Consider the following 24,671-nt stretch of genomic DNA (forward strand, 5'->3'; position numbering starts at 1 on the left):
TGAGCCGTCTCGGCCCGCAGCGCAGGCTGACACAAACCCGCAAGGAGCCAAAATGCCCCAGATCAAGGCCGCCGTCTGCACCGGCTTCAACGACCCGCTCGCCATCGAAACCCTCGACCTGCGCGCGCCGCTGGCGGGCGAGATCGAGGTCACGCTCGACGCCGTCGCGATCTGCCATTCCGACATCCACTTCGCCGAGGGCGGCTGGGGCGGCGACCTGCCGGCGGTCTACGGCCACGAGGCCGCGGGCCGCATCACCGCACTGGGCGACGGCGTCGCGGGTCTGGCGCTCGGCAACCGCGTGGTGGTCACCCTCATCCGCGCCTGCGGCACCTGCGCCAACTGCGCCGGCGGGCGGCCGACGATCTGCGACACGCCCAATCCCGGCCCCTCGCCGCTCAGCCGCGCCGATGGCACGTCGGTGGTGCAGGCGATGAACTGCGGCGCCTTCGCCGAACGGGTGGTGGTGGACCAGAGCCAGGTCGTCCCCCTGCCCGAGGACATGCCCGCCGAGGCGGTGGCGCTGCTGGCCTGCGGCGTCATCACCGGCATCGGCGCGGTGGTCAACGCCGCGAAGCTCCGCGCCGGAGAGGACGTGGTGGTGATCGGCGCCGGCGGTGTCGGCCTCAACGCGATCCAGGGCGCGCGCATCGCCGGCGCCCGCCGCATCGTCGCCGTCGACATGTCCGACGAGAAACTGGCCATCGCCAAGGAGTTCGGCGCCACCGACGGGGTGCTGGCCAGCGCCAAGTCACCCTGGCGGCAGGCGCACAAGGCCCTGGGCCGCGGCGCCGATGCGGTGATCGTCACCGTGGGCGCCATCCCCGCCTATAACGACGCGCCGCGCTACCTGGGCTGGGGCGGCCGGATGATCATGGTCGGGATGCCGCATTCCGGCGCCATGGCCGAATACGAACCGGTGATGCTGGCCTACATGAGCCAGGGCATGACCGGGTCCAAGATGGGCGACGTGGTGCTGCGCCGCGACATCCCCTGGATGGCCGATCTCTACCGCCAGGGCCGGCTCAAGCTCGACGAACTGGTCTCGGGCCGCTGGAGCCTCGATCAGATCAACGACGCCATCGCCGACACGAAAACCGGCGGTGCCAAGCGCAACGTCATCCTGTTCTAAACCGCCCCGATCCCTCTTCATCTTGCCGGTAAACTCCGGGGGGTGCGGGGGGCAGCGCCCCCCACCGGTCGGATCGCCAACGGCGATCCGATCCCAGGAAAGGAAACGCCACGATGAAACTCCGGGACCTCGACATCATCGTCACCGCTCCACCCGCACCGGGCTGGGGCGGGCGCTACTGGATTCTGGTGAAGCTCACCACCGACACCGGCATCGCCGGCTGGGGCGAATGCTACGCCGCCTCGGTCGGCCCGAAAGCCATGCGCGCGGTGATCCAAGACGTCTTCGAACGCCACATGCAGGGCGAGTCGCCCGAGAACATCGAACGCATGTTTCGCCGCGCCTATTCCTCGGGCTTCACCCAGCGGCCCGACCTCACCGTCATGGGCGCCTTTTCGGGGCTTGAAATCGCCTGCTGGGATATCCTCGGCAAAGCCCGCGACCGTCCGGTCTGGGCGCTTTTGGGCGGGATGATGAACGAACGGATCCGCGCCTATTCCTATCTCTATCCGCTGCCGCATCACCGGATGGCGGAGTTCTGGACCAGCCCGGAGATGGCCGCCGAGTCGGCGCTCGATCTCGTGGGGCGCGGCTATACTGCGGTGAAGTTCGACCCCGCCGGGCCCTACACGATGCGCGGCGGGCACATGCCTGCGATGACCGATATCGACCTCTCCGTCGCCTTCTGCAGGGCGATCCGGGAGGCCGTGGGCACGAAGGCGGACCTGCTCTTCGGCACCCATGGCCAATTCACCACCGCCGGTGCGATCCGGCTGGGGCAGGCCATCGCCCCCTACCAGCCGCTCTGGTTCGAGGAACCGGTGCCGCCCGATTCCGTGGCGCAAATGGCCCGCGTCGCCGGCGCCCAGCCGGTGCCCGTGGCCACCGGCGAGCGGCTCACCACCAAGGCCGAGTTCGCGCCGATCCTCCGCGAGGGCGCGGCGAGCATCCTGCAGCCCGCCCTGGGCCGCGTCGGCGGCATCTGGGAGGCCCGGAAGATCGCCGCCATGGCCGAGGTCTACAACGCCCAGATGGCGCCGCATCTCTACGCGGGTCCGGTCGAATGGGCCGCCAACGTGCAGCTTGCCGCGTCGATCCCGAACCTGCTGATGGCCGAAACCATCGAGACACCCTTCCACAGCGCGCTCATCCGGAACGGCCTCCGGGTCGAGGACGGCTTCATCGTCCCGCCCGACGCGCCCGGGCTCGGCATCGAGGTGGACGAGGACCTTGCCCGCGCGCATCCCTACACCGGTACTGGCCTTCACCTCGAGATGCAGGAGGCGCCCTGCGACTACCGGAACGGCAACAGCTTTGCCGGAGGCGCGCCGCCGCCCGAGTCTTGATCTTGAGCGGCCCGCGCTTCACTATGCAACGACCCCCAGAAGGACCAGGGCCGTGACCGACCAGACCCCCATCGCCCCGACCTCCGATGCCCGGAGCCGGGAGGAGATGGCAGAGAACGCCGCCACAGCCGCCGCCTACCTCAAGACGCTGGCGCACGAGGGGCGGCTGATGATCCTGTGCCACCTCGGCGACGGGGAAAAGTCGGTGGGCGAGCTCGAGGAGCTTCTGAACATGCGCCAGGCCGCGGTGAGCCAGATGCTCGCCCGCCTGCGCGAGGAAGGGCTGGTCCGGCCCCGCCGCCACGGCAAGACGATCTACTACAGCCTCGCCGACGCGCAGACGCAGCGGGTGATCGGGCTGCTTTACGACATCTTCTGCGGCGCCAAGGCGACGCGTTAACGCCGAAATTGCTGCGCCATACGAGAGACGCCGTCTCTCCTGCTCTCTGAGGTTTTTGGAACCGGAGAACGAGGGGCGTTGCGCGAGGGCAGCCGGGCTTCTCGTACGCTCCGAGGGGCACGGGGTCCGAGTAGGTGGAGCGCGGCGCATGGGGGCCACAACGTCTTGGTGGACGGGACGTGTCGCGGCCGTTGCGCACGGCCGCGACGGAACGAAGCGCCTCAGGCGGCGGTTTTGGCCGCCTCGGCCCATTCCCAGGGCCGCGTGAAGGCGCCCAGCACATCCGAGACCTGCGCCTCGGAGGCGCCGTTGGCCTGCAGCTGCGCCACCAGGCCGCGTTTCTTGTCGTCGATCACCGAAACCACGCGCGCCTCGACGCCGGCCTTTTCCAGCGCGCCGTTGTAAACCCGCGTGATCGCGTGCTTGCGCAGGTCGGGCTTGAAGACCTTGCCGACCGCCGTTTTGGGCAGCTCGGTCAGGATGGTCATGTGCTTGGGCTGTGCCGCGCGTTCGTGGACATGGATGCGGCAGTGCTCCAGCAATTCCTCTTCGGTCACCGTGGCCCCGTCCACCAGTTCGACGAAGGCGCAGGGCAGCTCGCCCGAATGCGCGTCGGGCTGGCCGATGGCGCCGGCGAAGGCCACCGCCGGATGTGCCTGCAGCGCTTCCTCGATCTCGGCGGGGTCGATGTTGTGGCCGCCGCGGATGATGAGGTCCTTGGCCCGCCCGGTGATCCAGAGGTAACCGTCGCTGTCCTTGCGACCCAGATCGCCGGTGCGCAGATGCGTGTCCCAGTAGTAGAGGTCGACGTTCTTGTCGGCCTCCGTATAGGTGTGGCCCGCGTAGACCCCGGGGTTGCTGACGCAGATCTCGCCGATTTCATCGATACCGCATTCCTCGGGGCCGTTGCCGGATTTCTTGACGATCTTTACGTCCGTGTACGGGAACGGCACGCCGATGGAGCCCACCTTTTTCATGCCGTCGACCGGGTTCACCGACACGAGGCAGGTGGCCTCGGTCAGGCCGTAGCCTTCGCAGATGGTGACGCCGCAGGCCTTCTCGAACCGCTTGAAAAGCTCGAGCGGCAGCGGGGCGGAGCCGGAAAAAGCGGTCTTGACCGCCGAGATGTCGGCATCGACCGGGCGCTGCATCATCGCCGAGATGGCGGTCGGCACGGTAATGACGAAGGTCGTCTTCCAGCGCTCGCAGAGCTTCCAGAAATTGTCGAACACGCCCTCGCCGCGGTAGCCCTGCGGGGTCGGAAACACCACATGCGCGCCCGAGGCGATGGCCGCCATCAGAATAACGTGGCAGGCAAAGACGTGGAACAGCGGCAGCGGGCACATGATGCTGTCCTGTTCCGAGAACAGAAGTTCATGCCCGAGCCAGCCGTTGTAGATCATGCCGTCGTAGGTGTGCTGCGCCACCTTGGGCATGCCTGTGGTGCCGCCGGTGTGGAAATAGGCGGCGACGCGGTCGGTGCCGCTGTCCTCGAATTGCAGGGTCTTGGGCTGCTTCGCCAGTTCCTTGTTGAAATCCTTGAGGTCGGTGTGGCGCTGACCCGCGACCTTGGGCCGGATCAGCGGCACGATCCAGGATTTCGGCGGCGTGAGATAGCGGTTGAGATCGACCTCGAGCACGGTCTGGACATTGGGCGCATGGCGGCAAGCCTCGGAGACCTTCTGCGCGAGGTCGGTCTTGGGGAAGGGTTTCAGCGTCACCACGACCTTGGCCCCGGTCTCGCGCAGGATGGCGCCGATCTGCTCGGGCTCCAGCAGCGGGTTGATCGGGTTGACGATGCCCGCGACCGCCCCGCCCAGCAGCGTATGGATGGTCTCGTTGGCATTGGGCAGCACGTAGGCCACCACGTCGGTTTCGCCGATGCCGAGGCTGCGGAAGAGGTTGGCGGCCTGGGCCACCTTGTCGCGCAGCGCGCCCCAGCTCAGCGTCTCGGCCTTGTCCTTGGGCCCAGAAAGCAGCTGGTAGCTGACCGCTGGACGGTCCGGAAAGGCTGCGGCGGTGCGGCTCAGCAGGCCGTAGAGCGTGCGCGGCAGGTCGCGTTCGGCCCAGGGCATTTCGTTTTCGATGCGATTGCGGTCGTCGATGGACGCATAGGTCATCGCGGGTCCTCCCAGATCTCCCTGCCCGCGTCGTCCGGGCATTCCCCGGGCACTGTGGAAAGGAAACGCGCCCGGCGCAAGGCCGGTGGACGCGGCGGCACATCGGCTCTGACGCAACGTCGGATGCGCGCGGACGGCCAGGGGCCGCCCGCCGTCAGCCGAAGAGGAAGTCGTCGGCGCCGAAATCGGCCATCTGCGCGCCTTCGACCAGGATTCGGTGATCGGCAAAGTCGATCAGCGTGCCCTGGGCCATCTGGATCATGGTCACCTTGTCGATGTGATCGACCGCCGGGCGGCCGATCAGGCGCAGCACGTCCTCGCCATGGACGAAGTCGCGGATGACATCGTTGCCATCGGACGAAAGCGCGTTGAACACGAAGGTATCGGCCCCCGCCCCGCCTTCGAGCGTGTCGTCGCCGGGTCCGCCGTTGAGCGAGTCGTCGCCGGTGCCGCCGAAGAGCAGATCGTTGCCGCTGCCGCCGCCCAGGCGGTCATGACCGGACCCGCCGTGAACGGTGTCATCGTGCTCGCCCGCGCCGACGGTGTCGTTCCCGTCTCCGGCGTCGATGACGTCCCAACCGTGGCCGCCGCCGATCTTGTCGTTGCCGGCGCCCGCGTAGATGGTGTCGACGCCCCAGCTGCCTGCCAGTCGGTCATTGCCGTCGCCGCCCGTCAGGTGGTCGTGCCCCGCGCCGCCGGAAAAGATGTCGTCGCCGTCGCCGGCGTCGATGGTGTCGTCGCCGAACCCCGCGCCGCCACGATCATTGCCGGCGCCACCGACCATCAGATCGTTGCCATCGCCGCCGCCCAGCCGGTCGTCGCCGCTGCCGCCGTAGATCGTGTCGTTGCCGACGCCGCCCGGCAGCCTGTCGTCGCCGTCCAGACCGACCAGCACGTCGTCGCCGTCGGTGCCGCGCAGACCGTCCGGCCCGCCGGTGCCCAGCTGCAGCCCCGGCGTATCGAGCGGGACCGGCACCGGATCGGTGGCGAGGGGCGGGCCGTCCGCCTCGTCGCCCTGCCCCTGCTGGTCGGACGGGTTGTCTTGCGGGGCCGGTTCCGGCGCGGGCTCCGGTGGCGTCGGCTCGGGTGCGGGTTCCGGTTCCGGTGGCGTTGGCTCGGGCGTCGGCCCGGGCTCGGGTGCAGGTGCTGGCTCCGGCGGCACGAAGACAGGCTCGGGCGGCGGGGCCGCCTGGGCCGCCGCAGCGGCAAGCTCGTCGCGCGACAGCGCGGCGTCGTTGAAGACGAAACGTTCCACCGATTGATAGAAATCCCGCCCCTGGGACGAGGTGATGAACACGCCGTCCGCGGTTTCCTCCACGGTGATGCCGGACAGGCCCGCGTCGATATATGCGCTGTCCTGGCCATCGCCACCCAGAATCGTATCGTCGCCCGCGCCGCCCTCGAGCCGGTTGTCCCCGGCGTTCCCCGTCAGGCGGTTGGCGGCGCCGTTGCCGGTCAGCGCCAGATCGCCGATGCCCAGCAATCGCCCGTCGAGCGGCGCCGTCCCCAACAGCGACATGTCGGCCGAGGCGGAGAGCAGCCGTTCACCCACCACGTCCAGCTTGACGTTGCCGCCGGTGAGGTCGAGCTCTACCCGCATCACGGATGCGGCGGTGGTGACCGTCGCCACCTGGCGTCCAGACACGTCGAGTCGCGTCGCATAGCCTCCCGCCGCGGCGCTGGTCTGGGACTGGCCGCCGATGGCAAAGCGCACCCCCGACAGCCCCTCTCCGATCGAGTAGACCCCGTCGCCATTTGCATCCTCGAAGGCCACGCCGGTCAGGAAACTGCGCCCGGCGGTGGTGGCGAAATTCTGTGTCTCCATCGCCGTGTTGTAGCCGCGGAAGTCCCCCACGACGAAGCCCACGCCGATCTCGCGGAAGGTGTCGTTGAGGATGTTGGCGCGATGGCCGTCGCTGCGAAACAGGGCGCCGTGCAGGAAATACACCGCCTCGTCGAGGTTCAGCGCCCCGGTGGAGCCGCGATAAGCAATGTTTTCGCCCCAGGACCAGCTGCCGCGAAATTCGTACCCGGCTTCGGCCATGCGGTCACCCGCGCTGCTGCCGCCCGCGCCGGTGTGGCTGAAGGTGTCCGTGTCGAGCATCCACTGTGAATGCGCGATGCCCGAGGCCCGCAGTTCCGCAATCGGAGCAAGCGGCTGGAACGGGCCGTCGGGCAGCGACAGCGCGGCCACCTCGGCGCGATCGGTGATCCCCAGGCGCGCGGCTTCCCCGGCGGGATCCAGCCGCGCCCGGTTCAGCAACTCGACCGCAAGCTGCTCTCGAATTGAAAATGACAAAACCGCATACCTCTTGCAGACCCAGGACAAAGCTTAGCCTGCGCAGGCGATACGGCGCCAGTAAGGACCGAACCGGGCGGAAGCGTGATCCTTTCTGGCGGGAATGTGGTCTGCGCCGGGGCGCGGGCATGGCGGCCTGCGTGCGGTTACGACGCGCCTGCCGCCCGGCCCGCCTGCGTCACTCGGCCGCCATGCCGTCGGTGAATTGCAGCCGCGCAAGACGCGCGTAGAGCCCGCCTTCGGCCACCAGCGCATCATGCGCGCCGGTGGCGACGATGCGGCCCTGATCCATGACCACGATGCGGTCGGCCTTCTTCACGGTCGCCAGGCGGTGCGCCACGATGATCGTCGTGCGGGTCTCGGCCAAGCGGTCCACAGCAGTCTGCACCAGCCGTTCGCTTTCGGCATCGAGCGCGCTGGTGGCCTCGTCCAGAAGCAGCACCGGCGCGTCGCGCAGGATCGCGCGGGCGATCGCGATGCGCTGTTTCTGCCCGCCCGACAGCATCACGCCGCGTTCGCCCAGCCAGCTGTCGTAGCCTTCGGGCAGCCGTTCGATGAAGTCATGCGCCGCCGCCGCCTGCGCCGCCGCCTCGATCTCGGCATCGGTGGCGTCGGGCCGGCCGAAGCGGATGTTCTCGCGGGCGCTGGCGGCAAAGATTACCGGGTCCTGCGGCACCAGCGCGATGTGGCGGCGGAAATCGTTGCGCGCCATGCCGTTCAGCGGCACGCCGTCGAGCGTGATCTGGCCTTCGTCGGGATCGTAGAAACGCTGGATCAGCTGGATGATCGTGGTCTTGCCCGCGCCCGAGGGACCGACCAGCGCCACGGTTTCGCCGGGAGCCACGCTCAGGCTCACGTGGTCCAGCGCCGCCGTATCGGGGCGCGAGGGATAGGCGAAGCTCACATCGTCGAAGGCGATGGCGCCGCGGACCGGGCTGGGCGGCGGTTGCGGCGTTTCCGGGTCGCGCACCAGATCGTCGGTGTGCAGAAGCTCCACCAGCCGTTCGGTGGCGCCGGCGGCGCGCTGCAACTCGCCGATCACCTCCGAGAGGGCCGCGACCGATCCCGCGACCATCACCGCGTAGATCACGAACTGCACCAGCGACCCCGGCGACATGTCGCCCGCGCGCACGTCCCAGGCGCCGATCCAGAGCACGCCGACGATACCCGCAAAGACCAGCATGATCACGATGGCCGTCATCAGCGCGCGGGTCCAGATGCGGCGGCGCGCGGCGTCAAAGCTTTTCTCGGTGACATCGGCAAAGGCGCTGCGCGAAATCGCCTCGTGGGTGAACGCCTGAACGGTCTGCACCGCCCCCAGCGATTCCGAGGCGTTGCCCGAAGAGGCCGCGATCCAGTCCTGGTTCTCGCGGCTCAGCACCCGCAGGCGGCGGCCCAGCGTCAGGATCGGCACGATCACCGCGGGCACGATCAGGAGCACCATGAGCGTCAGCTTCCACGAGGTGAAGAGCATCAGCACCAGCCCGCCCACGAAGATCAGCGCGTTGCGCAGGGCGATGGAGATCGACGAGCCGATCACCGACAGGATCAGCGTGGTGTCGGTGGTGATGCGGCTCAGCACTTCGCCGGTCATGATCTTTTCGTAGAAGACGGGCGACAGGCCGATGACCCGGTCGAAGACCGCCATGCGGATGTCGGCCACCACCCGTTCGCCAAGCCGCGTCACCAGCGCGTAGCGTAGCGCCGTGCCGATGGCGAGCAGCGCCGCGATGCCGAAGGCGGCGGCGAAATACTGGTTCAGCAGCACGCCCGAGCCGTCCTCGAACGTGTCGACCACGCGGCGCACTGCAAGTGGCAGGATCAAAGAGATGCAGGCGGTGGCGACAAGCGCCACCAGGGCCGCGGTCAGAAGCGTCTTGTAGGGCGTCAGGAACGGCGCCAGCGCCGCCAGCGATCCCAGACGTTTCGATTTTTCGCGGTCTTCCTGGCTTTTGGCCGGGGCGGTCTCTCGGGCCATGCGCCCTCCTGCTGACTGTGTCCGGGTGTTTTGAACACGCCGGTGGCAGGGGTCAAGCACCCTGTCGCCGCGGGCCGGGCGGCGTCACCGCCGCCACGGCGTCCGGCGGTGCGCCTCGAGCGCCGCCGGACGGCTTCGCTCAGGCGTCCGGCGGGCAGCCTTTTTCGTCGGCCACTGCACGGGCGTCGCGGATGTAGGCCCGGGTCGAGGGGATCGCCACCGGGTTGATCATCGCCCGTTTGGCGCTGGCGATCTCCGCTGCGAGCTGGTCGCAATCCTGGCGCATGAACCGCGCGCGGTTGCTGCCGCTGGCCATGGCGCCGCTGGCCGCCGAACTGGCGATGGCCGTCCCCGCCGCACCCGCCGCCGTGCCGCAACCGGACAAAGAATTGAGCAGACCGAGCGCCAGGGCGCACGCCGCAAAAGAGTTCATATTCATGGAATTGTCTTTCTGAACCATTGACTTGCACCAAGCTTATTGCCGGTCGCGGCGGCGCTGTCTCTCCCCTGTTCGGAGGACACGGCACGATCGCCCGGTACGCCGCGGAGGCGCGTCACGGATCCAGTAAAAGAAGAAGGAATGGAGCGGGCGACGGGAATCGAACCCGTATCATCAGCTTGGAAGGCTGAGGTCTTACCATTACACAACGCCCGCGTCGTGGCCGAGAAGTAGGCCATCGGAATTTGAAGGTCAAGCCTTCGACACCGGCGATCCGCCAGGTCTGAACAGTTTGTTTCCACTCGCCTTCGGCACGGGTTCGGGACAATTTAAAGTTGTGCCGCACCTCCTTCTCCCGCATGCTGACGGCATTGATTGAGGAGATTTCCGATGCTGCGCCATGGTCTTGCCGCCACCCTGTCCCTGGTCCTCGCCGCGCCCCTTGCCGCGCAGACCCCCACCGGTGCGGGCGGGCTGCCCCTGCCCTCTGCCCTGCCCCTGCTGGATTACGAACGCGCGCTCTACCCGTTCATCGCCGACCGTGAATTCGCCGACCTGGACTGGACCCGCGACAAGAGCTGGCGCGACACCGGGCCCTTCGTCCTGAGCACCTCCTACGGCGTACATCCGGCAGTGCGGATCTACTACTCGCCCGAAGTGCTCGCCTGGCTCGAGGCCGGGCGCACCGGCGCCATCCCCGACGGCGCCATGGTGGTCAAGGAAATGGTGACGCCGCCTTCGGCCCGGTACAACGAATACCGCGCCATGCTGGAGCATCTGAACCCCGACGACCCCGAAAAGGTCGAGGAAGAGATGTTGGCCTACCTGCGCAAGGACGACAACCTGAACTGGACCGTGATGGTCAAGGACAGCAGCCTCAGCCACGGCGGCTGGTTCTTCGCCTCGGTGAACCAGGGCGCCACGCTCGACAGTTTCGAGCCGCCGTACACGCCGCCCACGGGCCAGGTCGCGGCGGGCACCTGCATGCGGTGCCATGCCTCCGCGGCCGAAGAGCTGATCTTTTCGGCGCTGTCGAACGTCGAGGGTTACCCGGGCGAGCCGCTGATCTTTCGCGTCGACGAAAGCTGGCGAAACCTGTCGGAGTTTCCCACCGGCCCTTTCAACCTGCCGCCCTGGCAGCGCCCCGCCATGGGCGAGACCGAGGCGCAGCTGATCGAGGATTACTTCCACGACGCCAACCCGCTGGCGGATTCGGACCTGAAGGCCAAGGCCAGCCCGGAGCCGGTGAACCCGGTCTTCACCGAGATGTTTCCGCCGACCGGAGGCATCGACGTGTCAGCCGATCTGGTGCAGCGCCTGCCCAGCCAGTGGCTCGACCATGTCGCCGCGCGCCCGAACGACACCCAGCATTTCCTGACCTCGGACAACTGCCTGGGCTGTCACGGCGGGCTTGGCGGCCCGCCCTACGGCACCACGATGTTCCTGCAGGACGGACCCGACTACGGCGACGGCTACAACATCTCGGAATACGGCGAATGGCGCTGGTCGCCAATGGGGCTGGCCGGGCGCGACCCGATCTTCTTCGCCCAGCTCGAATCGGAGTTCGCCCTGCTGGAACAGGCCGGCACGCCCGAGCTGTCGTCGAACCTCGGCACCACGTGCCTCTCGTGCCACGGCGCCATGGGCCAGCGGCAGTTGCAGATCGACGCTCATGCCGCACCGGAGAAGGGGCTCGACCCCAACGACTTCAAGCTGTCCTACACCCTGCTGCACGACCCGCTGACGCTGGACGAACTGGACAAGCAGATCGCCGACGGCACATACGACTACCACGAATACGGCAACCTCGCGCGTGAGGGCATCTCCTGCGCCGTCTGCCACCACATCGCCCCGCCGGAAAGGGCCGAGGGTCAGCCCGAGTACAACACGCTCGACACCTACCTGATGAACGGCACGACCGGCGTCTTTCGTCTGAACCCGGCGGACGAGCTGCAGGGGCCGTTCGCGGACGTGGCAGTGAAGCCGATGCAGAACGCCATGGGCATCACGCCGGTACAGTCGGACTACATCACCGACAGCCAGCTCTGCGGTGCCTGCCACACGATCAACCTGCCCAATGTCGACGCGCCCACGGACAGACCGCTCGAGCCGTATACGGAGGCCGAGCAAAAGGTGTTCAACGATGCGGCCCGCAACGGCGCCGCCTTCCTCAACGCGGAATACGGCGTGACCTTCCCCGAAGGATTGCTCGACTTCCAGCATTCGGTGGAACAGGCGACCTATCTGGAATGGGTCAATTCGATCTACAACGAGGACGGCACCGCGCAGTCCTGCCAGGATTGCCACATGAAGGGTAATTTCGAGAGCGTGGACGGCAAGATCAAGCTCGACAGCCTGACCACGCAGATCGCCTCGATCCAGGACGCGACCCTGCCGGAGGTGGAGAACCTGCTGCCCACCGAGGACGTGACGGTGCCGTTCCGGGAAGGCTACAAGCGGCACAATTTCGTCGGGCTGAACGCCTTCATGATCGAGATGATCCGCCAGTTCCCGACCGAGATGGGGATGAGCCGCACCGACCCGATGACCTCGGCCACCAACGGCGCACAGCTGTCGCTCGACACGATGGAATTGCAAGCCCGCAACGAGACCGCCGAGATCGCATTGACGGTGTCTCGGACAGGCGCGCAGGTCACCGCCGAGGTGTCGCTGACCAACAAGACCGGCCACCGCCTGCCCTCGGGCGTGGGCTTCCGCCGGGCGTTCCTGGAGGTCCGGGCCGAGGCGGCGGACGGCAGCCTGCTCTGGTGTTCGGGCTGTTCCAACGACGCCGGCGTCATCGTCGGGCCGGACGGGCAGCCGCTACTGACCGAATTTCTCGATCATGTGCCCGAGGGCGCGACAGAGGCGCTCTACCAGCCGCATCACGAGGTGATCACCGACCAGACGCAGGTGCAGATTTACGAGGAGCTGAGCCAGAATGCCGAGCGCGTCTTCACCTCGAGCTTCGTGCACCGCGATTTCCACCCCAAGGACAACCGCCTGACCCCGCACGGCACGCTCACACCCGGCACGCCGGATTTTGCCGCGAAGTTCGGCGACAGCGCCGTGACGGCGGCCTTCATGAAGGCGACCCTGCCCGAGGGCGGCGCCGCGACCGACCCGGATTTCCGGCCCGGTTCGGACGTGACGCGCTACCAGATCGCCCTGCCAGACGGCACCGATCCATCCGGGGTCACGGTGACGGCAACGCTCTATTCGCAGGCGATCCCGCCCTACTACCTCAAGCAGCGGTTCGAGACGGCCCCGAACGGCCCGGCGACGCAGCGGCTCTACTACCTCGCCTCGCGGCTCAAGACCGGGGGTACGCTGATCGAGGGCTGGAAACTGCGCACGGTGGCGGCCAGCGCGACGGTGGACTGACGTCGGTCCTGGCCCGCCAGGCCGGGCGGAAGATCGCTTAGGGTGGGTTTCCAACCCACCACGCCGCCCCGGTCAGTCCCGCGCCGAGGCCACCAGCCAGTCGCGCAGTTGCAGCGCCCGGGCGGGGGCGCCGCGGCGGGCCTCGATATAATAGTCCAGCGGCGCATCCACCACGTCCGGCAGCACCCGCACCAGCTTGCCGCTGTCGATCATGCTGCGGGTCATCATCTCCCATCCCAGCACCACGCCCATGCCGTCGCAGGCGGCCTGCAGGGCGGTGAAGTAGTTGTTCACCCGCAGGCCGCCGCCCAGATGACCGTCATAGCCCAGCGCCGCCGCCCAGCCGTTCCAGCCGGTCCAGGTCCGGTTCTCGGCGCTGAGATGGATGAGCGGCTGCCGCGCGAGGTCCGGCAGGCCGGTGATCCCTGCGCTGTCGGCAAAGTCAGGGCTCGCCATGGCCGAGATCCGGTCCTTGAACAGCAGCCGCCGGTCTGCCGCGTCGTCGACGATGTCACCGTAGACGATGGTGAGATCCGTGCGGATCGACGCGCCCGGCGTGTCGGTGACGTTCTGCGACACGGGGATGTTGCCGTGGCTTTTCCAGAATTGCGACAGCCGCGGCGTCAGCCAGAGCGACGATACCGCGGTGGTGACCTGAATGCTCACCGCCTCCGCGTCCGGTTGCAGGCGGATCTGCGCGATGCCGTCCGACATCTGCTCGAATCCGCGCTGCAGCGCGACCAGCAGCACCGCGCCCGCCTCGGTCAGGTCCACCCCGCGCGGGTTGCGCTGAAAGAGCACGCGGTCCAGCTCGGCCTCCAGCGCCTTGATCTGGTGGCTGACGGCGGCGGGAGTCACGTTCAGCTCGACCGCCGCACGCTTGAAACTGACGTGCCGCGCCGCCGCCTCGAAGGCGGTGAGCGCGCTCAGGGAAGGCAGGTCGTATGGCCGTCGCCCCATTAGTTATCCTTCGCCATGGATCCCGAACCCCATGCCTATAGCACAGGCCCCGGCACGGAGGCATTAGCCTGCCTAAGCCTCCATGAATTTTTTCGACATTGTGCGACTCGGCCCCGAAACCGCAGAGAGGGCGAAACACCTCACGCGGAGCCACTCATGTCCCAGCCAGCCCTTGCCGCCGTCCCCTCCCGCGATCCGCTGCTGCAGCCCTACCAGCTCAAGCACCTGACGCTGAAGAACCGGATCATGACCACCAGCCATGAACCGGCCTATCCCGAGGACGGTATGCCCAAGGACCGTTACCGGCTTTACCACGCCACCCGTGCCCGGGCCGGCGTGGCCTTGACCATGACCGCGGGGTCGGCGGCGGTGTCACGCAACTCTCCGCCCGTGTTCAACAACATCCTCGCGTACCGCGACGAGGTGGTGCCGTGGATGAAGGCGCTGACCGATGACTGCCACGAACACGGCTGTGCGGTGATGATCCAGCTCACCCATCTGGGCCGCCGGACGCATTGGAACAAGGGCGACTGGCTGCCCATCGTCGCCGCCGGTCCCGAACGCGAACCGGCGCACCGGGCCTTTCCCAAGATCATCGAGGACTGGGAGATCGACCGCATCATCACCGACTATGCCGATGCGGCAGAGCGGATGCAGGCCGCCGGCCTCGATGGGGTCGAATTCGAATGCTACGGCCATCTGATGGACCAATTCATGTCGCCGCTGACCAACGCGCTCGACGCGCCCTGGGGCGGCAGCCTGGAGAACCGGGCGCGCTTTGCGCTCGAGGTCTATCGCGCCTGCCGCAAGCGGGTGGGCGACGGATTCCTGCTGGGGATGCGCTACACCGCCGACGAGACCGCCGCCGGCGGCATCGGCCCCGAGGAGGGCCTGCGCATCGGCCAGATGTTCAAGGCGGCGGGCGTCGATTTCCTGAACGTCGTGCGCGGCCAGATACACACCGATGCGGCGCTCACGAACGTGATCCCGGTGCAGGGCATGACATCCGCGCCGCATCTCGACTTTGCGGGCCGTGTCCGGGCCGAGGTCGGCCTGCCCACCTTCCACGCCGCGCGCATCCCGGACGTGGCCACCGCCCGTCACGCAATCGCCTCGGGTCAGCTCGACATGGTCGGCATGACCCGCGCGCACATGGCGGATCCGATGGTGGTCAAGAAGATCATGGAGGGCCGCGAGGACGACATCCGCCCCTGCGTCGGCGCCAACTACTGCCTCGACCGGATCTACCAGGCGGGCGACGCGCTTTGCACCCACAATGCCGCGACGGGCCGCGAATTGACCATGCCGCACGAGATCGCGCCCGCGGATGTGAAAAAGAAGGTTGTCATTATCGGCACCGGCCCCGCCGGGCTCGAAGCGGCGCGCGTCGCCGCAGAGCGTGGCCACGACGTGACGGTGTTCGAAGCCGCCCCCAACCCCGGCGGCCAGATCCGCCTGACCGCCCAGTCCGAGCGGCGGCGCGAGATGATCGGCATCATCGACTGGCGCATGGCGCAATGCGCGGCGCGCGACGTGGCCTTCCACTTCAACACCTATGCCGAGGCCGACGACGTCACCGCGCTGAACCCCGACGTGGTGATCGTCGCCACCGGCGGCATGCCGCATACCGAGGTGCTGGAGACCGGCAACGACCTCGTGGTGTCGAGCTGGGACATCATCTCGGGCGATGTGAAGCCGGGAACCCGGGTGCTGGTCTACGACGACGCGGGCGATCACCCTGCCCTGCAAGCCGCCGAGAAGATTGCCAAAACCGGCGCGCATGTCGAGGTCATGACCCCCGACCGCAGCTTTGCGCCCGACGTGATGGCGATGAACCTCGTGCCCTACATGCGCAGACTGCAGGACAAGGACGTCAAGTTCACCGTGACCTACCGGCTCATGGACGTGCGCCGCAACGGCAACATGCTGACGGCGGTGATCGGCACCGACTATTCGAAGCACCGCGAAGAGCGCGACTTCGACCAGATCGTCGTCAACCATGGCACGATCCCGCTGGACGAGCTGTATTTCGACCTCAAGCCGCTCAGCACCAACCGCGGCGCGGTGGACCAGGACGCCATGGTCGCCGCCCGCCCGCAGCCCGCAGGACAGCACGACGGCAGCTTTGCGCTTTACCGCATCGGCGACGCGGTCAGCGCCCGCAACACCCATGCCGCGGTCTATGACGCGCTGCGGCTGATGAAGGATATCTGAACCGCGGCGGGGCGTGATCCGTCCGATGTCGGAAAGATCGCGACACCCGCCGCATTTTCGCCAGAGCGCCGGCGCGGCGCGCCGTACATCTGGCCCCGACACGTCCCCGAGGGGGACTCAACAAGGACACTTCCCATGATCCGTGACGCCGACGTCCTTTCCATGCTGATGGCCCGCCAGCCCGACTTCTCGCTGGATCAGCCGTTCTATACCGATCCCGATCTCTACCAGATCGACCTGGCCAAGATCTGGTACAGGGAGTGGCTGGTGGCGGGCGCCGCGGTCGAGATGCCCAAGACCGGCAGCTACGTCACGCTGCAGATCGGCGCCTATGGCGTGATCATCGTGCGCGGTGGCGACGGCAAGATCCGCGCCTTCCACAACTCCTGCCGTCACCGCGGCAGCCGCATCTGCTCCGCCGCCCGCGGCACCGCGCCCAAGCTGGTCTGCCCCTACCACCAGTGGACCTATGAACTGGACGGCACGCTCTTGTTCGCGCGCGAGATGGGGCCGGACTTCAAGCCCGCGGATTTCCCCCTGAAATCCGTGCATTGCGAGGAAGTCGCGGGCATGGTCTTCATCTGCCTCGCCGAGGAAGCGCCGGATTTCGCGCCCTTCCGCGCGGTGGCCGAAAAGTACCTGGCGCCACACAAGCTCAACGACTGCAAGGTCGCGCACCAGTCCACCATCGTCGAACAGGGCAACTGGAAGCTGGTGATGGAGAACAACCGCGAATGCTATCACTGCGCGGGCTCGCATCCGTCGCTCTGCCGCACCTTCCCGGAAGACCCCAACCTCTTTGGCGGCGCCGACGGCAAGGGCGCTCCGCAGCTTGAGGCGCATATCGCCCGCTGCGAGGATGCCGGGCTGCCGTCGAAATTCACCATCGCCCATGACGAGCAGTGGCGTTTCATCCGCATCCCGTTCCTGGGCAACGCCTGTTCCTACACGATGGACGGCAAACCGGCGGTGTCGAAACGCGTCGGCGACGTGCCCTTCGACAACGCCGGGTCGCTGCTTTTCTTCCACTACCCGAACTCGTGGAACCACTTCCTGTCTGACCAGAACATGATCTTCCGGATGCTGCCGATCAGCGACACCCAGACCGAGGTGACGACCACCTGGCTGGTGCACAAAGACGCGGTCGAGGGGCAGGATTACGACCTGCAGCGCCTGACCGAGGTCTGGGAGAACACCAATGCCGAGGACCGCGCCGTGGTCGAGGAAAACCAGAAGGGCGTCAATTCGCCCGCCTACGAACCCGGCCCCTACAGCCGCGTGCAGGAATCGGGCGTGATCCAGTTCGTCGACTGGTACGCGCGCACCATGCAGCGCCGCCTGACCGGCCGCCGGATGATGGCGGCGGAGTAAGCCGATGATCCCGATGCCGCGCGACGACGCTCCGGTCTGGAAGGACACCGAGGTGCTGGAATGCGTCTCGGTGATTCCCGAGGCGCCGGGGGTGATGACCTTCAGCTTCCGCCCCCCGTCGGGCGCACGGTTCCACTTTCGCGCGGGCCAGTTCCTGACCCTCGACCTGCCGGTGCCGGGCAACCCGGTCAGCCGGACCTTCACCATCTCGTCCTCGCCCACCTCGACCGCCTACGTGTCGATTACCGTCAAGGTGCAGGAGGGCAGCATCGGCGTGCGCTGGATGCTGGACCACCTGACCATCGGCACGCGCATCACTGCGCACGGGCCGGCGGGCGTGTTTCACCTGCCGCCGCAGCCCGATGGCAAGTACCTCTTCATCGGCGCCGGGTCCGGGGTGACGCCGTTGCATTCGATGACCAACTTCCTCTGGGAACGTGGCGAGATGCCGGACATCACCTTCATCTCGGTGGCGCGGCGTCCGTCCGAGCTGATCTTCCGGCGGCGGTTGGAATACATGGCCAGCCGCTCGCCTGGGCTGAAGCTGGCCTTCGTGGTCAAGGACGAGGACCCGTTCGACGCCTGGACCGGCTATCGCGGCCGCTTCAACCAGCTGATGCTGGGCCTGATGGCGCCCGACTACCTCGAACGCGAGGTCTATTGCTGCGGGCCGGAGAGCTTCATGGATTCGGTGCGCGAGATGCTGATCTCGCTCGGCTACGACATGGAGAACTACCACCAGGAGAATTTCCACGCCGCCGCCACCACCATCGACGAGGTGCCGGAGCTCGAGGATTACGTACCGGGCGACGAGGCCAAGGCCGAGATCGTCTTTGCCAATTCCGGCGTCTCGGCCACCTGCCTGGAGACCGACACGGTGCTGGCGATCGCCAAGTCCTCGGGGCTCAACATTCCGTCGGGCTGCAATTTCGGCGTCTGCGGCACCTGCAAGGTGCGGAAAACCGCCGGAGAGGTGCACATGGTCCACAACGGCGGCATCACCGAGGACGACATCGCCGAGGGCTACATCCTCGCCTGCTGCTCCAAGCCCGTGGGCAAGGTCGAGGTGGCGGTCTAGGGGCGAGGTTTCCCGTGCCAGCGCCGACCCGCGGGGTGGCCCATCCCGCCGGTCGTGCTTGGCACTTTATGCCCGCCACACCCGCACGCCGCCTCAGCTTTGCACCAAGACCGGCCAAAGCGCCGCCCACCACGCCAAAGGCATGCCTTGGGCATGATGCCCGCACGGCGGCCGCAAGCGGCCTTGAGTCCGTGCCCGGAAAAAGCCCGGCGCACCCCTCGGTCAGGAATACCCCACCACGCCCCGTCTTGCGCCGGCCATCCAACCTCGCCAGACTGCCGCCAACAAGAACAAGCGCAGTTCCAGAGCATGAAGACCTTTACCCGACGTGCCGCTCTGCTGGGCACCGGCGCCCTGATCGGCGGCTACCTCACGCACCGCTATTCCGCCGCGAACCCGACGCTCGCCGGGACGCGCAGCCTCAAGCCCACCGGCACCGGGCGCACGCTGAACGACGCCTCGGGGCTCAGCCAGACACCGATCTTCCGCCACATCACCCGCACGGACGATCCCGACGACGCCCTGATCGCCGCCCTGCGGGTTGAGATTGCCGAAGCGCGCACCGCGGGCCGCCCCGTGGCGCTGTCGGCGGCGCGGCATTCCATGGGCGGGCAGTCGATCCCCCGGAACGGCCATGCGATCACCGTCGACAACGGTTTCGTCGAATTGGACAGCGCCGCAGAGACGATGCAGGTGAGCGCCGGCGCGCGCTGGGCACAGGTGATCGCGGCGCTCGATCCGCAGGGGTTCGGCCCCAAGGTCATGCAATCCAACAACGATTTCGGCGTCGCCGCGACCTTCTGCGTCAATGCCCACGGCTGGCCGGTCAAGATGGGTCCGATGGGCGCCACGGTCCGCAGCTTCGAGATGATCCTGCCCTCGGGCGACCTCGTCACCTGTTCGCGGGACGAAAACGCCGAGCTCTTCGGCATGACGATGGGCGGCTACGGCTTGACCGGCGCGATCACGCGGATGGAAGTGGAGGTGGCCCGCAACCGCAATCTCGACCCTGCTTACGAGACCTTTCCGGCCGAGGAGTTCGGCACCCGCTTCGTCGCCGCCATAGACGATCCGGAGGTCACCATGGCCTACGGGCGGCTCAACGTCGGGCGCGCGGATTTCTTCGAAGAGGCGCTGATGATCACCATGCGCCCCTCCGAGGATCAGACCGACATCCCACCCGCCAGCGGCTCCGGCACGGTGTCGCATCTCGCCTCCTACCTCTACCGCGCGCAGCTGGGCAACGAGCGGTTGAAACGCCTGCGTTGGTGGACCGAGACCGAGGTCGGCTCGCTGATCGGCAAGGGCCCGTTCACGCGCAACAGCCTCATCAACGAACCGGTGGTGACGCTGGACGACCGCGACCCCGACCGCACCGACATCCTTCACGAATATTTCGTCAGTCCAGAGCGGTTCCCGGACTTCCTCGAGGTGTGCCGGCGGATCATCCCGGCCTCCTACCAGGAATTCCTGAACGTCACGCTGCGCTACATCGACACCGATCCCGACAGCGTGCTGGCCTATGCGCCTGTGCCGCGTATCGCCGCCGTCATGTCCTTCAGCCAGGAGATGACCGCCCGCGCCGAGGCCGACATGGCCCGCATGACGCGGGAGCTGATCGAAGCCATCACCGATATCGGCGGCACCTACTACCTGCCCTACCGGCCGCACGCGACGGTCACCCAGTTCGCCCGCGCCTATCCGCGCGCGATAGAATTCGCCGAGGCCAAGCGCGTGCTCGACCCGGACCTCACCTTCCGCAACGCCCTGTGGGACACCTACCTGGAGCCGCTATGACCCTTCTGCAAAAGATCTGCCTCGGCTACACGGTCGCGCTGCTGGGGGCGGCGTCGATCAACTACATCCCCGGTCTGACCGATGACGAGGGGCTGGCCTTCGGCATCTTCGCGCTCGACCTCTTCGACGACGCGCTGCACGTCGCCTCGGCGCTCTGGGCGCTGGCAGCGGCGCTCGTCAGTCACCGCGCGGCGAAGATCTTCCTTGTGCTTTTCGGCGCGCTCTACCTTGGCGACGGGGTGTTCGGCTTCTTCACCGGCTACGGCTTTTTGGACTTCGGCATCTTCACCAACCCTTCCGCGGGGATGTCCTGGACCCTGCCCCGGCTCTTCGCCAACCTGCCGCACCTTGCGCTCGGGGGCTTCGCGCTCTGGGCCGGGCTGAAACTGGACCGCCGCTGATGCTGCGCTGGCTGGGGCGCCTGCTGCTCGTGCTGGTGCTGGGCTTGGCGCTGCTGCTGGCGCCGGTCGCCTATAACGACCTGGCCTGCACCGCCCCGACCGATTCCGAGGATTACGCTGCGATCCTGCCGCCCGAACAGCACCGGGCCGAGGCGCGCACCCTGCTGACCTACCCCGAATGGCACATCGTGCATGCCTATGACGACTACGCCCGGGTCATCGGCGACGGCGATCCGCACGACTACGCCTTCTTGCCCGCGATCACCGGCTACTGGTCGTCGCTCTGCGCGCTGACCACGGCGGCGGCAGAGCACGGCGGCATGGACACCGGCGCCAAGCAGCTGGTCTATACCATCGGCGTGAGCTTCACCGCCGAATTGCTGGCCAAGGCCGCTTACGAGGAAACGCTGGGCCGTCTCTTTGCCTCCCTGCGCGGACCGGAACCGGCGCCGCTCGACCGGCTGACGGCGCAGCAGGCCGCGGAATACGCGCAGTTCCTGCAGCAGGTGCCCTGGTACAAGTGGGATTTCGACGGCGCCGCGGTGGCGCTTTCCGAGAACGCCACCGATGCCCTGCGAGACCGCGAACGGTCGCTGGCCGTGGGGTTGGAGTACCGGTTCAAATCCGCCTATGCGGGACTGATCGCACAAGCGGTCGAGAGTGTCGGGGCAGATGCCCTGCGGCTGCAGATGGTAGTGACCGGGTTGGAGGCAGAGGCGCTTGCGGCCCTGCCCGACGTTCAGGTGATCCGCGAGGAGGATGCGGGGCTGGTGATCGAAACCCCGCGTTACCGGGCGCTGACACGGCTTCTGGAACGGATGGCTGCGGAGGGCGCGGATTTCGTAGAGATCGCGGGCAACGACGATGTCCTCTACACCGCCGTGTCGGTTTTTCCGCAAGCCGACGGCGCGCTGTTCAGCTTCGACCGGCAGGGCTATGGCGACACGCGGCACCTGTTCCTGACGAAGGTGACGCGGCTCGCGGACGACCTGCGCGCGATGGAAGGGCGGCAGATGACGCTCGAACATGTTCACGACTATTAGGCGCTGGAGCCTCGCGCTGCTGGGTGTCGCGGCCGGATGGCTGGCGACGCTGGCACTGGTGATGGTGCTGAGCGACGCCGCCCCGGGCGCCATCGCGGTGCTGCCGCGCGGCGATTTCGTGTCGCGGCTGCCTGAGGACGCAGCGGTGGTGGGCGGTGGCCCCGCCTGGGTCGCGGTGCGCGCCGACAGGGAGGGGCTGGGGCTTGCGCTCTACCGTGCGGGCGCGTTGCTGGTGCTGCCCGCGGGCCTGCCGGGATGCCTGCCCCTTCCCGGTGCGCCGCCGTCCTGACGGACTCGGCGCAGGGCCCGAACCTAGGTTGCGCCAAATTTTTGCCCCATTTTGGTTTTAACCATCCTTTAGACAGACTCGGGTGGGGCGTTCGAGATCTTCAAGGAGCATATCATGCTGCGTAAAACCGGGCTTTTCTCCGTGCTGGCCGCCGTGGCCCTCGCGGCCCCTCTGCACGCCGAGGAGCATTACGTGATGCTGCTCGACACCGGCTATTTCCCCGATTTGGTCCATCCCTCGGTGGGCGACACGGTCCGCTTCTACAACCAGGGTGAACTTCCCATGTCCGCCACCGCCTCGGACGGCAGCTGGAGCACCGGCCTGCTGCTGCCCGGCCAGGATTACACGCTCGAGGTCGTGGACGGGATGAAGGCAACCTACAACAACCTGCTGCCCGATGCACTCGACCTGGGCGGACTGCTCGGCACGACCGGCGAAGTAGTCGAGGCGATCGGCCAGATCGACTACCTCAACCCGCCGCCGGTTGACCTTGGCAGCGACGGCAAGCCGCTGATGCTGGCCGACGAGGCCTACGACAACTGATCTTGCAGCTTATGCAGGGTTCAGCGGCTCTACCAGCGTGGGGCCGCTGGCCTTGTTGGAGTTGACCTTTGGGTCGACACGATAGAAGGCCAGCGCATCCTCGGGGGCGGCGGTCATCAGCCGCGCGGCGCCATGCCCCGCCTCGCCCAGCCAAAGCGGCCAGTCTTGGGACGACAGCACCACCGGCATCCTGTGATGGATCCGCGACATCGCGTCGTTGGCACCGGTGGTGACGATGGCACAGGTGCGGTACGCGGTGCCGTCCCGTTCCCAGTCCTGCCAGACGCCGGCAAAGGCCAGCGCCTCGCCGTCCGCCGGATGGATGTACCACGGCAGCCGCTTGCCGTCCGCGTCCTTGGTCCATTCGTAAAAGCCGTTGGCCGGGATGAGGCAGCGCCGGTCGCGGGCGGCGGCGCGGAAGGCGGGTTTATCGGCGATGGTCTCGGCCCGCGCGTTGATCAGCAGCGGTCCGTCGTTCGGCGCCTTGTACCAATGCGGCAGGAACCCCCAACGCATCGCGCCGAGCCGGCGAGCGCTACCGTCGTGCCAGACCGCATGCACGTCGTTGGTCGGGCAGACGTTGTAATTGGGCACCTGCGGCAGGTCGTTGCCCGGCACCGCGTCGAAAAGCTGCGCCATGGCGTCGCTGGGCAGGGTCACGGCAAAACGTCCGCACATGGCCCTAGCGCCCCAGGCTTGAGTAGAGCATCAGCCCGCAAGCCGGCAGTTCCGCATCCACCCGCCCCCAGGCCGCGCCGAAGGCGATGGGATCGAGGCTAGAGGCCGCCTCGATCTCGCGCAGGGAGCGGCGACCGTTGACCGCGGCCAGCGCGCGGGCGGCGTTTTTCGGCAGGTCCAACTGCGTTTTGGCCCCGCCCAGCGACACAGGCAGGGGTTTGCCCTGCCCCACGGCCCGCGCCACCGCGTCGGGCGCCGCGCCGCGCAGGTGCGGGACCAGGCTGCGGTCACGCATCGTGGCAGGCTTGCGGTCTTCGCCGGCCGGGGCGGCATAGGCGACGTGAGTCTTGATGGTGCCGCGCAGCTTTTCCGCAGCGGCCATGGCCGCGCGGTCTGGCATACCCTCGGGCCTGTCGGTGATCCGGCCCAAGTCGTAGAGCGCGGGCATGGAAAAGGACACCAACTGCCAGCCGGTCGCATCCAGCGTCGCCAGCAGGCTTTCGACGTCATAGGCGCGGTCCTGCGCATGCAGCAGCAGGTCGTAGAACCCGGCATCGCTGTCGCGGTGGTCGCGCAGGTTGGTGTTGGCAGCGAAGGGATGGCCTTCGGGCAAGGCCGCGACGATCTCCTTCGCGCGTGCAAGCCGCTCTTCGGGCGGCAGACCGTCCAGCAGCGTGCCGAAGGCTTCTTGCAGCGGGTAGACCCCCGAGCGACCATAAGGCGCGTAGACCATGAAACCCATGCCGCCGCCCGGCGCCAGGGCGGCGCGCAGGGCGCCGAAGCCCGCCTCGGGCTCCGGCAAGTGATGCAGCACGCCGCAGCAGTCGATATAGTCGAAGGGGCCATGCTCGGCCGCATCCAGCAGCGAACCCGTGACGAAAGTGATGCCGGTGAGGCCGCGCGCCTCTGCCCGCGCTTCGGCCACGGCGCGGGCGGCCTTGGACATATCGAGATAGGTGATCGCGTAGGGCTTCCCGGCGCTGGCAAGCACCTGCGCCAGCTGGATCAGCCCGTCGCCAGTGCCACCGCCCGCCACCAGCGCCCGCAGCGGCTGTGACCAGTCGCGTTTGCCTGCGAACAGGAAATGGTCGATTTCGAGCGGATGCGAGGGCGAGCCGGTGATGAGCCGGGTGCGTTCGTCCGCCGGGTCACGCTCGGGGTACGGGTAGACTTCGTATTGTTCCTGAACCGTGACCATG

The 24,671-nt window shown here is 67.5% G+C and carries 19 protein-coding genes and 1 tRNA gene; 12 read left to right on the forward strand and 8 right to left on the reverse strand.

The features are described 5' to 3' along the window. Positions 1-52: 52 nt before the first annotated feature. From DU478_RS12720 to DU478_RS12730, 3 genes are all read left to right on the forward strand, one after another. On the forward strand, positions 53-1,132 hold the full coding sequence (locus DU478_RS12720; RefSeq protein ID WP_114511350.1) for an alcohol dehydrogenase catalytic domain-containing protein: 1,080 nt from the start codon (positions 53-55) through the stop codon (positions 1,130-1,132). Positions 1,133-1,245: 113 nt separating this feature from the next. Beyond that, positions 1,246-2,478 (forward strand): mandelate racemase/muconate lactonizing enzyme family protein, encoded by a 1,233-nt coding sequence (locus tag DU478_RS12725; RefSeq protein WP_114511351.1) that lies wholly within the window; start codon positions 1,246-1,248, stop codon positions 2,476-2,478. 106 nt (positions 2,479-2,584) lie between these two features. Next, the gene (locus tag DU478_RS12730) at positions 2,585-2,878 is read left to right on the forward strand and encodes an ArsR/SmtB family transcription factor (protein WP_114511457.1); all 294 of its coding nucleotides are present in this window, start codon (positions 2,585-2,587) and stop codon (positions 2,876-2,878) included. 221 nt (positions 2,879-3,099) lie between these two features. Here the strand turns inward: DU478_RS12730 and DU478_RS12735 are convergent, their stop codons facing one another. The 5 genes from DU478_RS12735 to DU478_RS12770 all read right to left on the reverse strand — a co-directional run bounded on the left by DU478_RS12735 (position 3,100) and on the right by DU478_RS12770 (position 9,930). Next, on the reverse strand, positions 3,100-4,998 hold the full coding sequence (locus DU478_RS12735) for an acyl-CoA synthetase (protein ID WP_114511352.1): 1,899 nt from the start codon (positions 4,996-4,998) through the stop codon (positions 3,100-3,102). Positions 4,999-5,152: 154 nt separating this feature from the next. After that, positions 5,153-7,297: a CAP domain-containing protein gene (locus DU478_RS22900; RefSeq protein WP_158545775.1), complete on the reverse strand. Its 2,145-nt coding sequence runs from the start codon at positions 7,295-7,297 to the stop codon at positions 5,153-5,155. A gap of 178 nt (positions 7,298-7,475) precedes the next feature. Then, positions 7,476-9,275 carry an ABC transporter transmembrane domain-containing protein gene (locus DU478_RS12760; protein ID WP_114511353.1) on the reverse strand — a complete coding sequence of 600 codons (1,800 nt, stop codon included), beginning with the start codon at positions 9,273-9,275 and terminating at the stop codon, positions 7,476-7,478. 139 nt (positions 9,276-9,414) lie between these two features. Further along, positions 9,415-9,714: a hypothetical protein gene (locus DU478_RS12765; protein ID WP_114511354.1), complete on the reverse strand. Its 300-nt coding sequence runs from the start codon at positions 9,712-9,714 to the stop codon at positions 9,415-9,417. A gap of 142 nt (positions 9,715-9,856) precedes the next feature. Next, positions 9,857-9,930: transfer RNA gene (locus DU478_RS12770), tRNA-Gly, on the reverse strand. Between the two features lie 174 nt (positions 9,931-10,104). Here DU478_RS12770 and DU478_RS12775 point away from each other — a divergent pair. Further along, positions 10,105-13,098, forward strand: a complete 2,994-nt coding sequence (locus DU478_RS12775) for a cytochrome P460 family protein (protein ID WP_199488338.1) — start codon at positions 10,105-10,107, stop codon at positions 13,096-13,098. Positions 13,099-13,170: 72 nt separating this feature from the next. Here the strand turns inward: DU478_RS12775 and DU478_RS12780 are convergent, their stop codons facing one another. Next, positions 13,171-14,058: a LysR substrate-binding domain-containing protein gene (locus DU478_RS12780; protein ID WP_114511356.1), complete on the reverse strand. Its 888-nt coding sequence runs from the start codon at positions 14,056-14,058 to the stop codon at positions 13,171-13,173. 156 nt (positions 14,059-14,214) lie between these two features. On the opposite strand from DU478_RS12780, the gene DU478_RS12785 reads away from it, so the two are divergent. The 8 genes from DU478_RS12785 (at position 14,215) to DU478_RS12820 (ending at position 22,794) form a co-directional block, all read left to right on the forward strand. Further along, positions 14,215-16,272 (forward strand): NADH:flavin oxidoreductase, encoded by a 2,058-nt coding sequence (locus DU478_RS12785; RefSeq protein ID WP_114511357.1) that lies wholly within the window; start codon positions 14,215-14,217, stop codon positions 16,270-16,272. A gap of 135 nt (positions 16,273-16,407) precedes the next feature. Then, positions 16,408-17,643 carry an aromatic ring-hydroxylating oxygenase subunit alpha gene (locus DU478_RS12790; RefSeq protein WP_114511358.1) on the forward strand — a complete coding sequence of 412 codons (1,236 nt, stop codon included), beginning with the start codon at positions 16,408-16,410 and terminating at the stop codon, positions 17,641-17,643. Between the two features lie 13 nt (positions 17,644-17,656). Then, positions 17,657-18,721 carry a hybrid-cluster NAD(P)-dependent oxidoreductase gene (locus DU478_RS12795; protein WP_233501231.1) on the forward strand — a complete coding sequence of 355 codons (1,065 nt, stop codon included), beginning with the start codon at positions 17,657-17,659 and terminating at the stop codon, positions 18,719-18,721. A 309-nt stretch (positions 18,722-19,030) separates the two neighbouring features. Next, positions 19,031-20,518, forward strand: a complete 1,488-nt coding sequence (locus tag DU478_RS12800) for an FAD-binding protein (protein ID WP_114511360.1) — start codon at positions 19,031-19,033, stop codon at positions 20,516-20,518. Next, positions 20,515-20,919, forward strand: a complete 405-nt coding sequence (locus DU478_RS12805; protein WP_114511361.1) for a DUF4383 domain-containing protein — start codon at positions 20,515-20,517, stop codon at positions 20,917-20,919. The genes DU478_RS12800 and DU478_RS12805 overlap by 4 nt, the downstream gene beginning before the upstream one ends. Continuing rightward, entirely contained in the window at positions 20,919-21,962 is a 1,044-nt protein-coding gene (locus DU478_RS12810; protein WP_114511362.1) for a hypothetical protein, read from the forward strand. The genes DU478_RS12805 and DU478_RS12810 overlap by 1 nt, the downstream gene beginning before the upstream one ends. Then, positions 21,946-22,251 (forward strand): hypothetical protein, encoded by a 306-nt coding sequence (locus tag DU478_RS12815; protein ID WP_114511363.1) that lies wholly within the window; start codon positions 21,946-21,948, stop codon positions 22,249-22,251. The genes DU478_RS12810 and DU478_RS12815 overlap by 17 nt, the downstream gene beginning before the upstream one ends. 114 nt (positions 22,252-22,365) lie before the next feature. Beyond that, a complete protein-coding gene (locus DU478_RS12820; RefSeq protein ID WP_114511364.1) occupies positions 22,366-22,794 on the forward strand; it encodes a cupredoxin domain-containing protein in 429 nt (142 codons plus the stop codon). Positions 22,795-22,803: 9 nt separating this feature from the next. On the opposite strand, the gene DU478_RS12825 is transcribed toward DU478_RS12820, so the two are convergent. Together DU478_RS12825 and DU478_RS12830 are read right to left on the reverse strand one after the other, a co-directional pair. Then, positions 22,804-23,472, reverse strand: coding sequence for an SOS response-associated peptidase (locus DU478_RS12825; RefSeq protein WP_114511365.1), 669 nt, complete (start codon positions 23,470-23,472; stop codon positions 22,804-22,806). A 4-nt stretch (positions 23,473-23,476) separates the two neighbouring features. Next, complete coding sequence (locus DU478_RS12830; protein ID WP_114511366.1) at positions 23,477-24,670, reverse strand: class I SAM-dependent methyltransferase; 1,194 nt, start codon at positions 24,668-24,670, stop codon at positions 23,477-23,479. Position 24,671 lies beyond the last annotated feature (1 nt).

Source organism: Thalassococcus profundi (assembly GCF_003344785.1).
Classification (GTDB): domain Bacteria; phylum Pseudomonadota; class Alphaproteobacteria; order Rhodobacterales; family Rhodobacteraceae; genus Puniceibacterium; species Puniceibacterium profundi.

Bases quoted from the DNA above. Each gene is read 5' to 3' on its own strand.
- DU478_RS12720 (WP_114511350.1), top strand. From the start codon at position 53: ATGCCCCAGATCAAGGCCGCCGTCTGCACCGGCTTCAACGACCCGCTC.
- DU478_RS12815 (WP_114511363.1), top strand. From the start codon at position 21,946: ATGTTCACGACTATTAGGCGCTGGAGCCTCGCGCTGCTGGGTGTCGCG.
- DU478_RS12730 (WP_114511457.1), top strand. From the start codon at position 2,585: ATGGCAGAGAACGCCGCCACAGCCGCCGCCTACCTCAAGACGCTGGCG.
- DU478_RS12735 (WP_114511352.1), bottom strand. From the start codon at position 4,998: ATGACCTATGCGTCCATCGACGACCGCAATCGCATCGAAAACGAAATG.
- DU478_RS12830 (WP_114511366.1), bottom strand. From the start codon at position 24,670: ATGGTCACGGTTCAGGAACAATACGAAGTCTACCCGTACCCCGAGCGT.
- DU478_RS12805 (WP_114511361.1), top strand. From the start codon at position 20,515: ATGACCCTTCTGCAAAAGATCTGCCTCGGCTACACGGTCGCGCTGCTG.
- DU478_RS12725 (WP_114511351.1), top strand. From the start codon at position 1,246: ATGAAACTCCGGGACCTCGACATCATCGTCACCGCTCCACCCGCACCG.
- DU478_RS12800 (WP_114511360.1), top strand. From the start codon at position 19,031: ATGAAGACCTTTACCCGACGTGCCGCTCTGCTGGGCACCGGCGCCCTG.
- DU478_RS12820 (WP_114511364.1), top strand. From the start codon at position 22,366: ATGCTGCGTAAAACCGGGCTTTTCTCCGTGCTGGCCGCCGTGGCCCTC.
- DU478_RS12780 (WP_114511356.1), bottom strand. From the start codon at position 14,058: ATGGGGCGACGGCCATACGACCTGCCTTCCCTGAGCGCGCTCACCGCC.
- DU478_RS12775 (WP_199488338.1), top strand. From the start codon at position 10,105: ATGCTGCGCCATGGTCTTGCCGCCACCCTGTCCCTGGTCCTCGCCGCG.
- DU478_RS12810 (WP_114511362.1), top strand. From the start codon at position 20,919: ATGCTGCGCTGGCTGGGGCGCCTGCTGCTCGTGCTGGTGCTGGGCTTG.
- DU478_RS12825 (WP_114511365.1), bottom strand. From the start codon at position 23,472: ATGTGCGGACGTTTTGCCGTGACCCTGCCCAGCGACGCCATGGCGCAG.
- DU478_RS12795 (WP_233501231.1), top strand. From the start codon at position 17,657: ATGCCGCGCGACGACGCTCCGGTCTGGAAGGACACCGAGGTGCTGGAA.
- DU478_RS12765 (WP_114511354.1), bottom strand. From the start codon at position 9,714: ATGAATATGAACTCTTTTGCGGCGTGCGCCCTGGCGCTCGGTCTGCTC.
- DU478_RS12785 (WP_114511357.1), top strand. From the start codon at position 14,215: ATGTCCCAGCCAGCCCTTGCCGCCGTCCCCTCCCGCGATCCGCTGCTG.
- DU478_RS12760 (WP_114511353.1), bottom strand. From the start codon at position 9,275: ATGGCCCGAGAGACCGCCCCGGCCAAAAGCCAGGAAGACCGCGAAAAA.
- DU478_RS12790 (WP_114511358.1), top strand. From the start codon at position 16,408: ATGATCCGTGACGCCGACGTCCTTTCCATGCTGATGGCCCGCCAGCCC.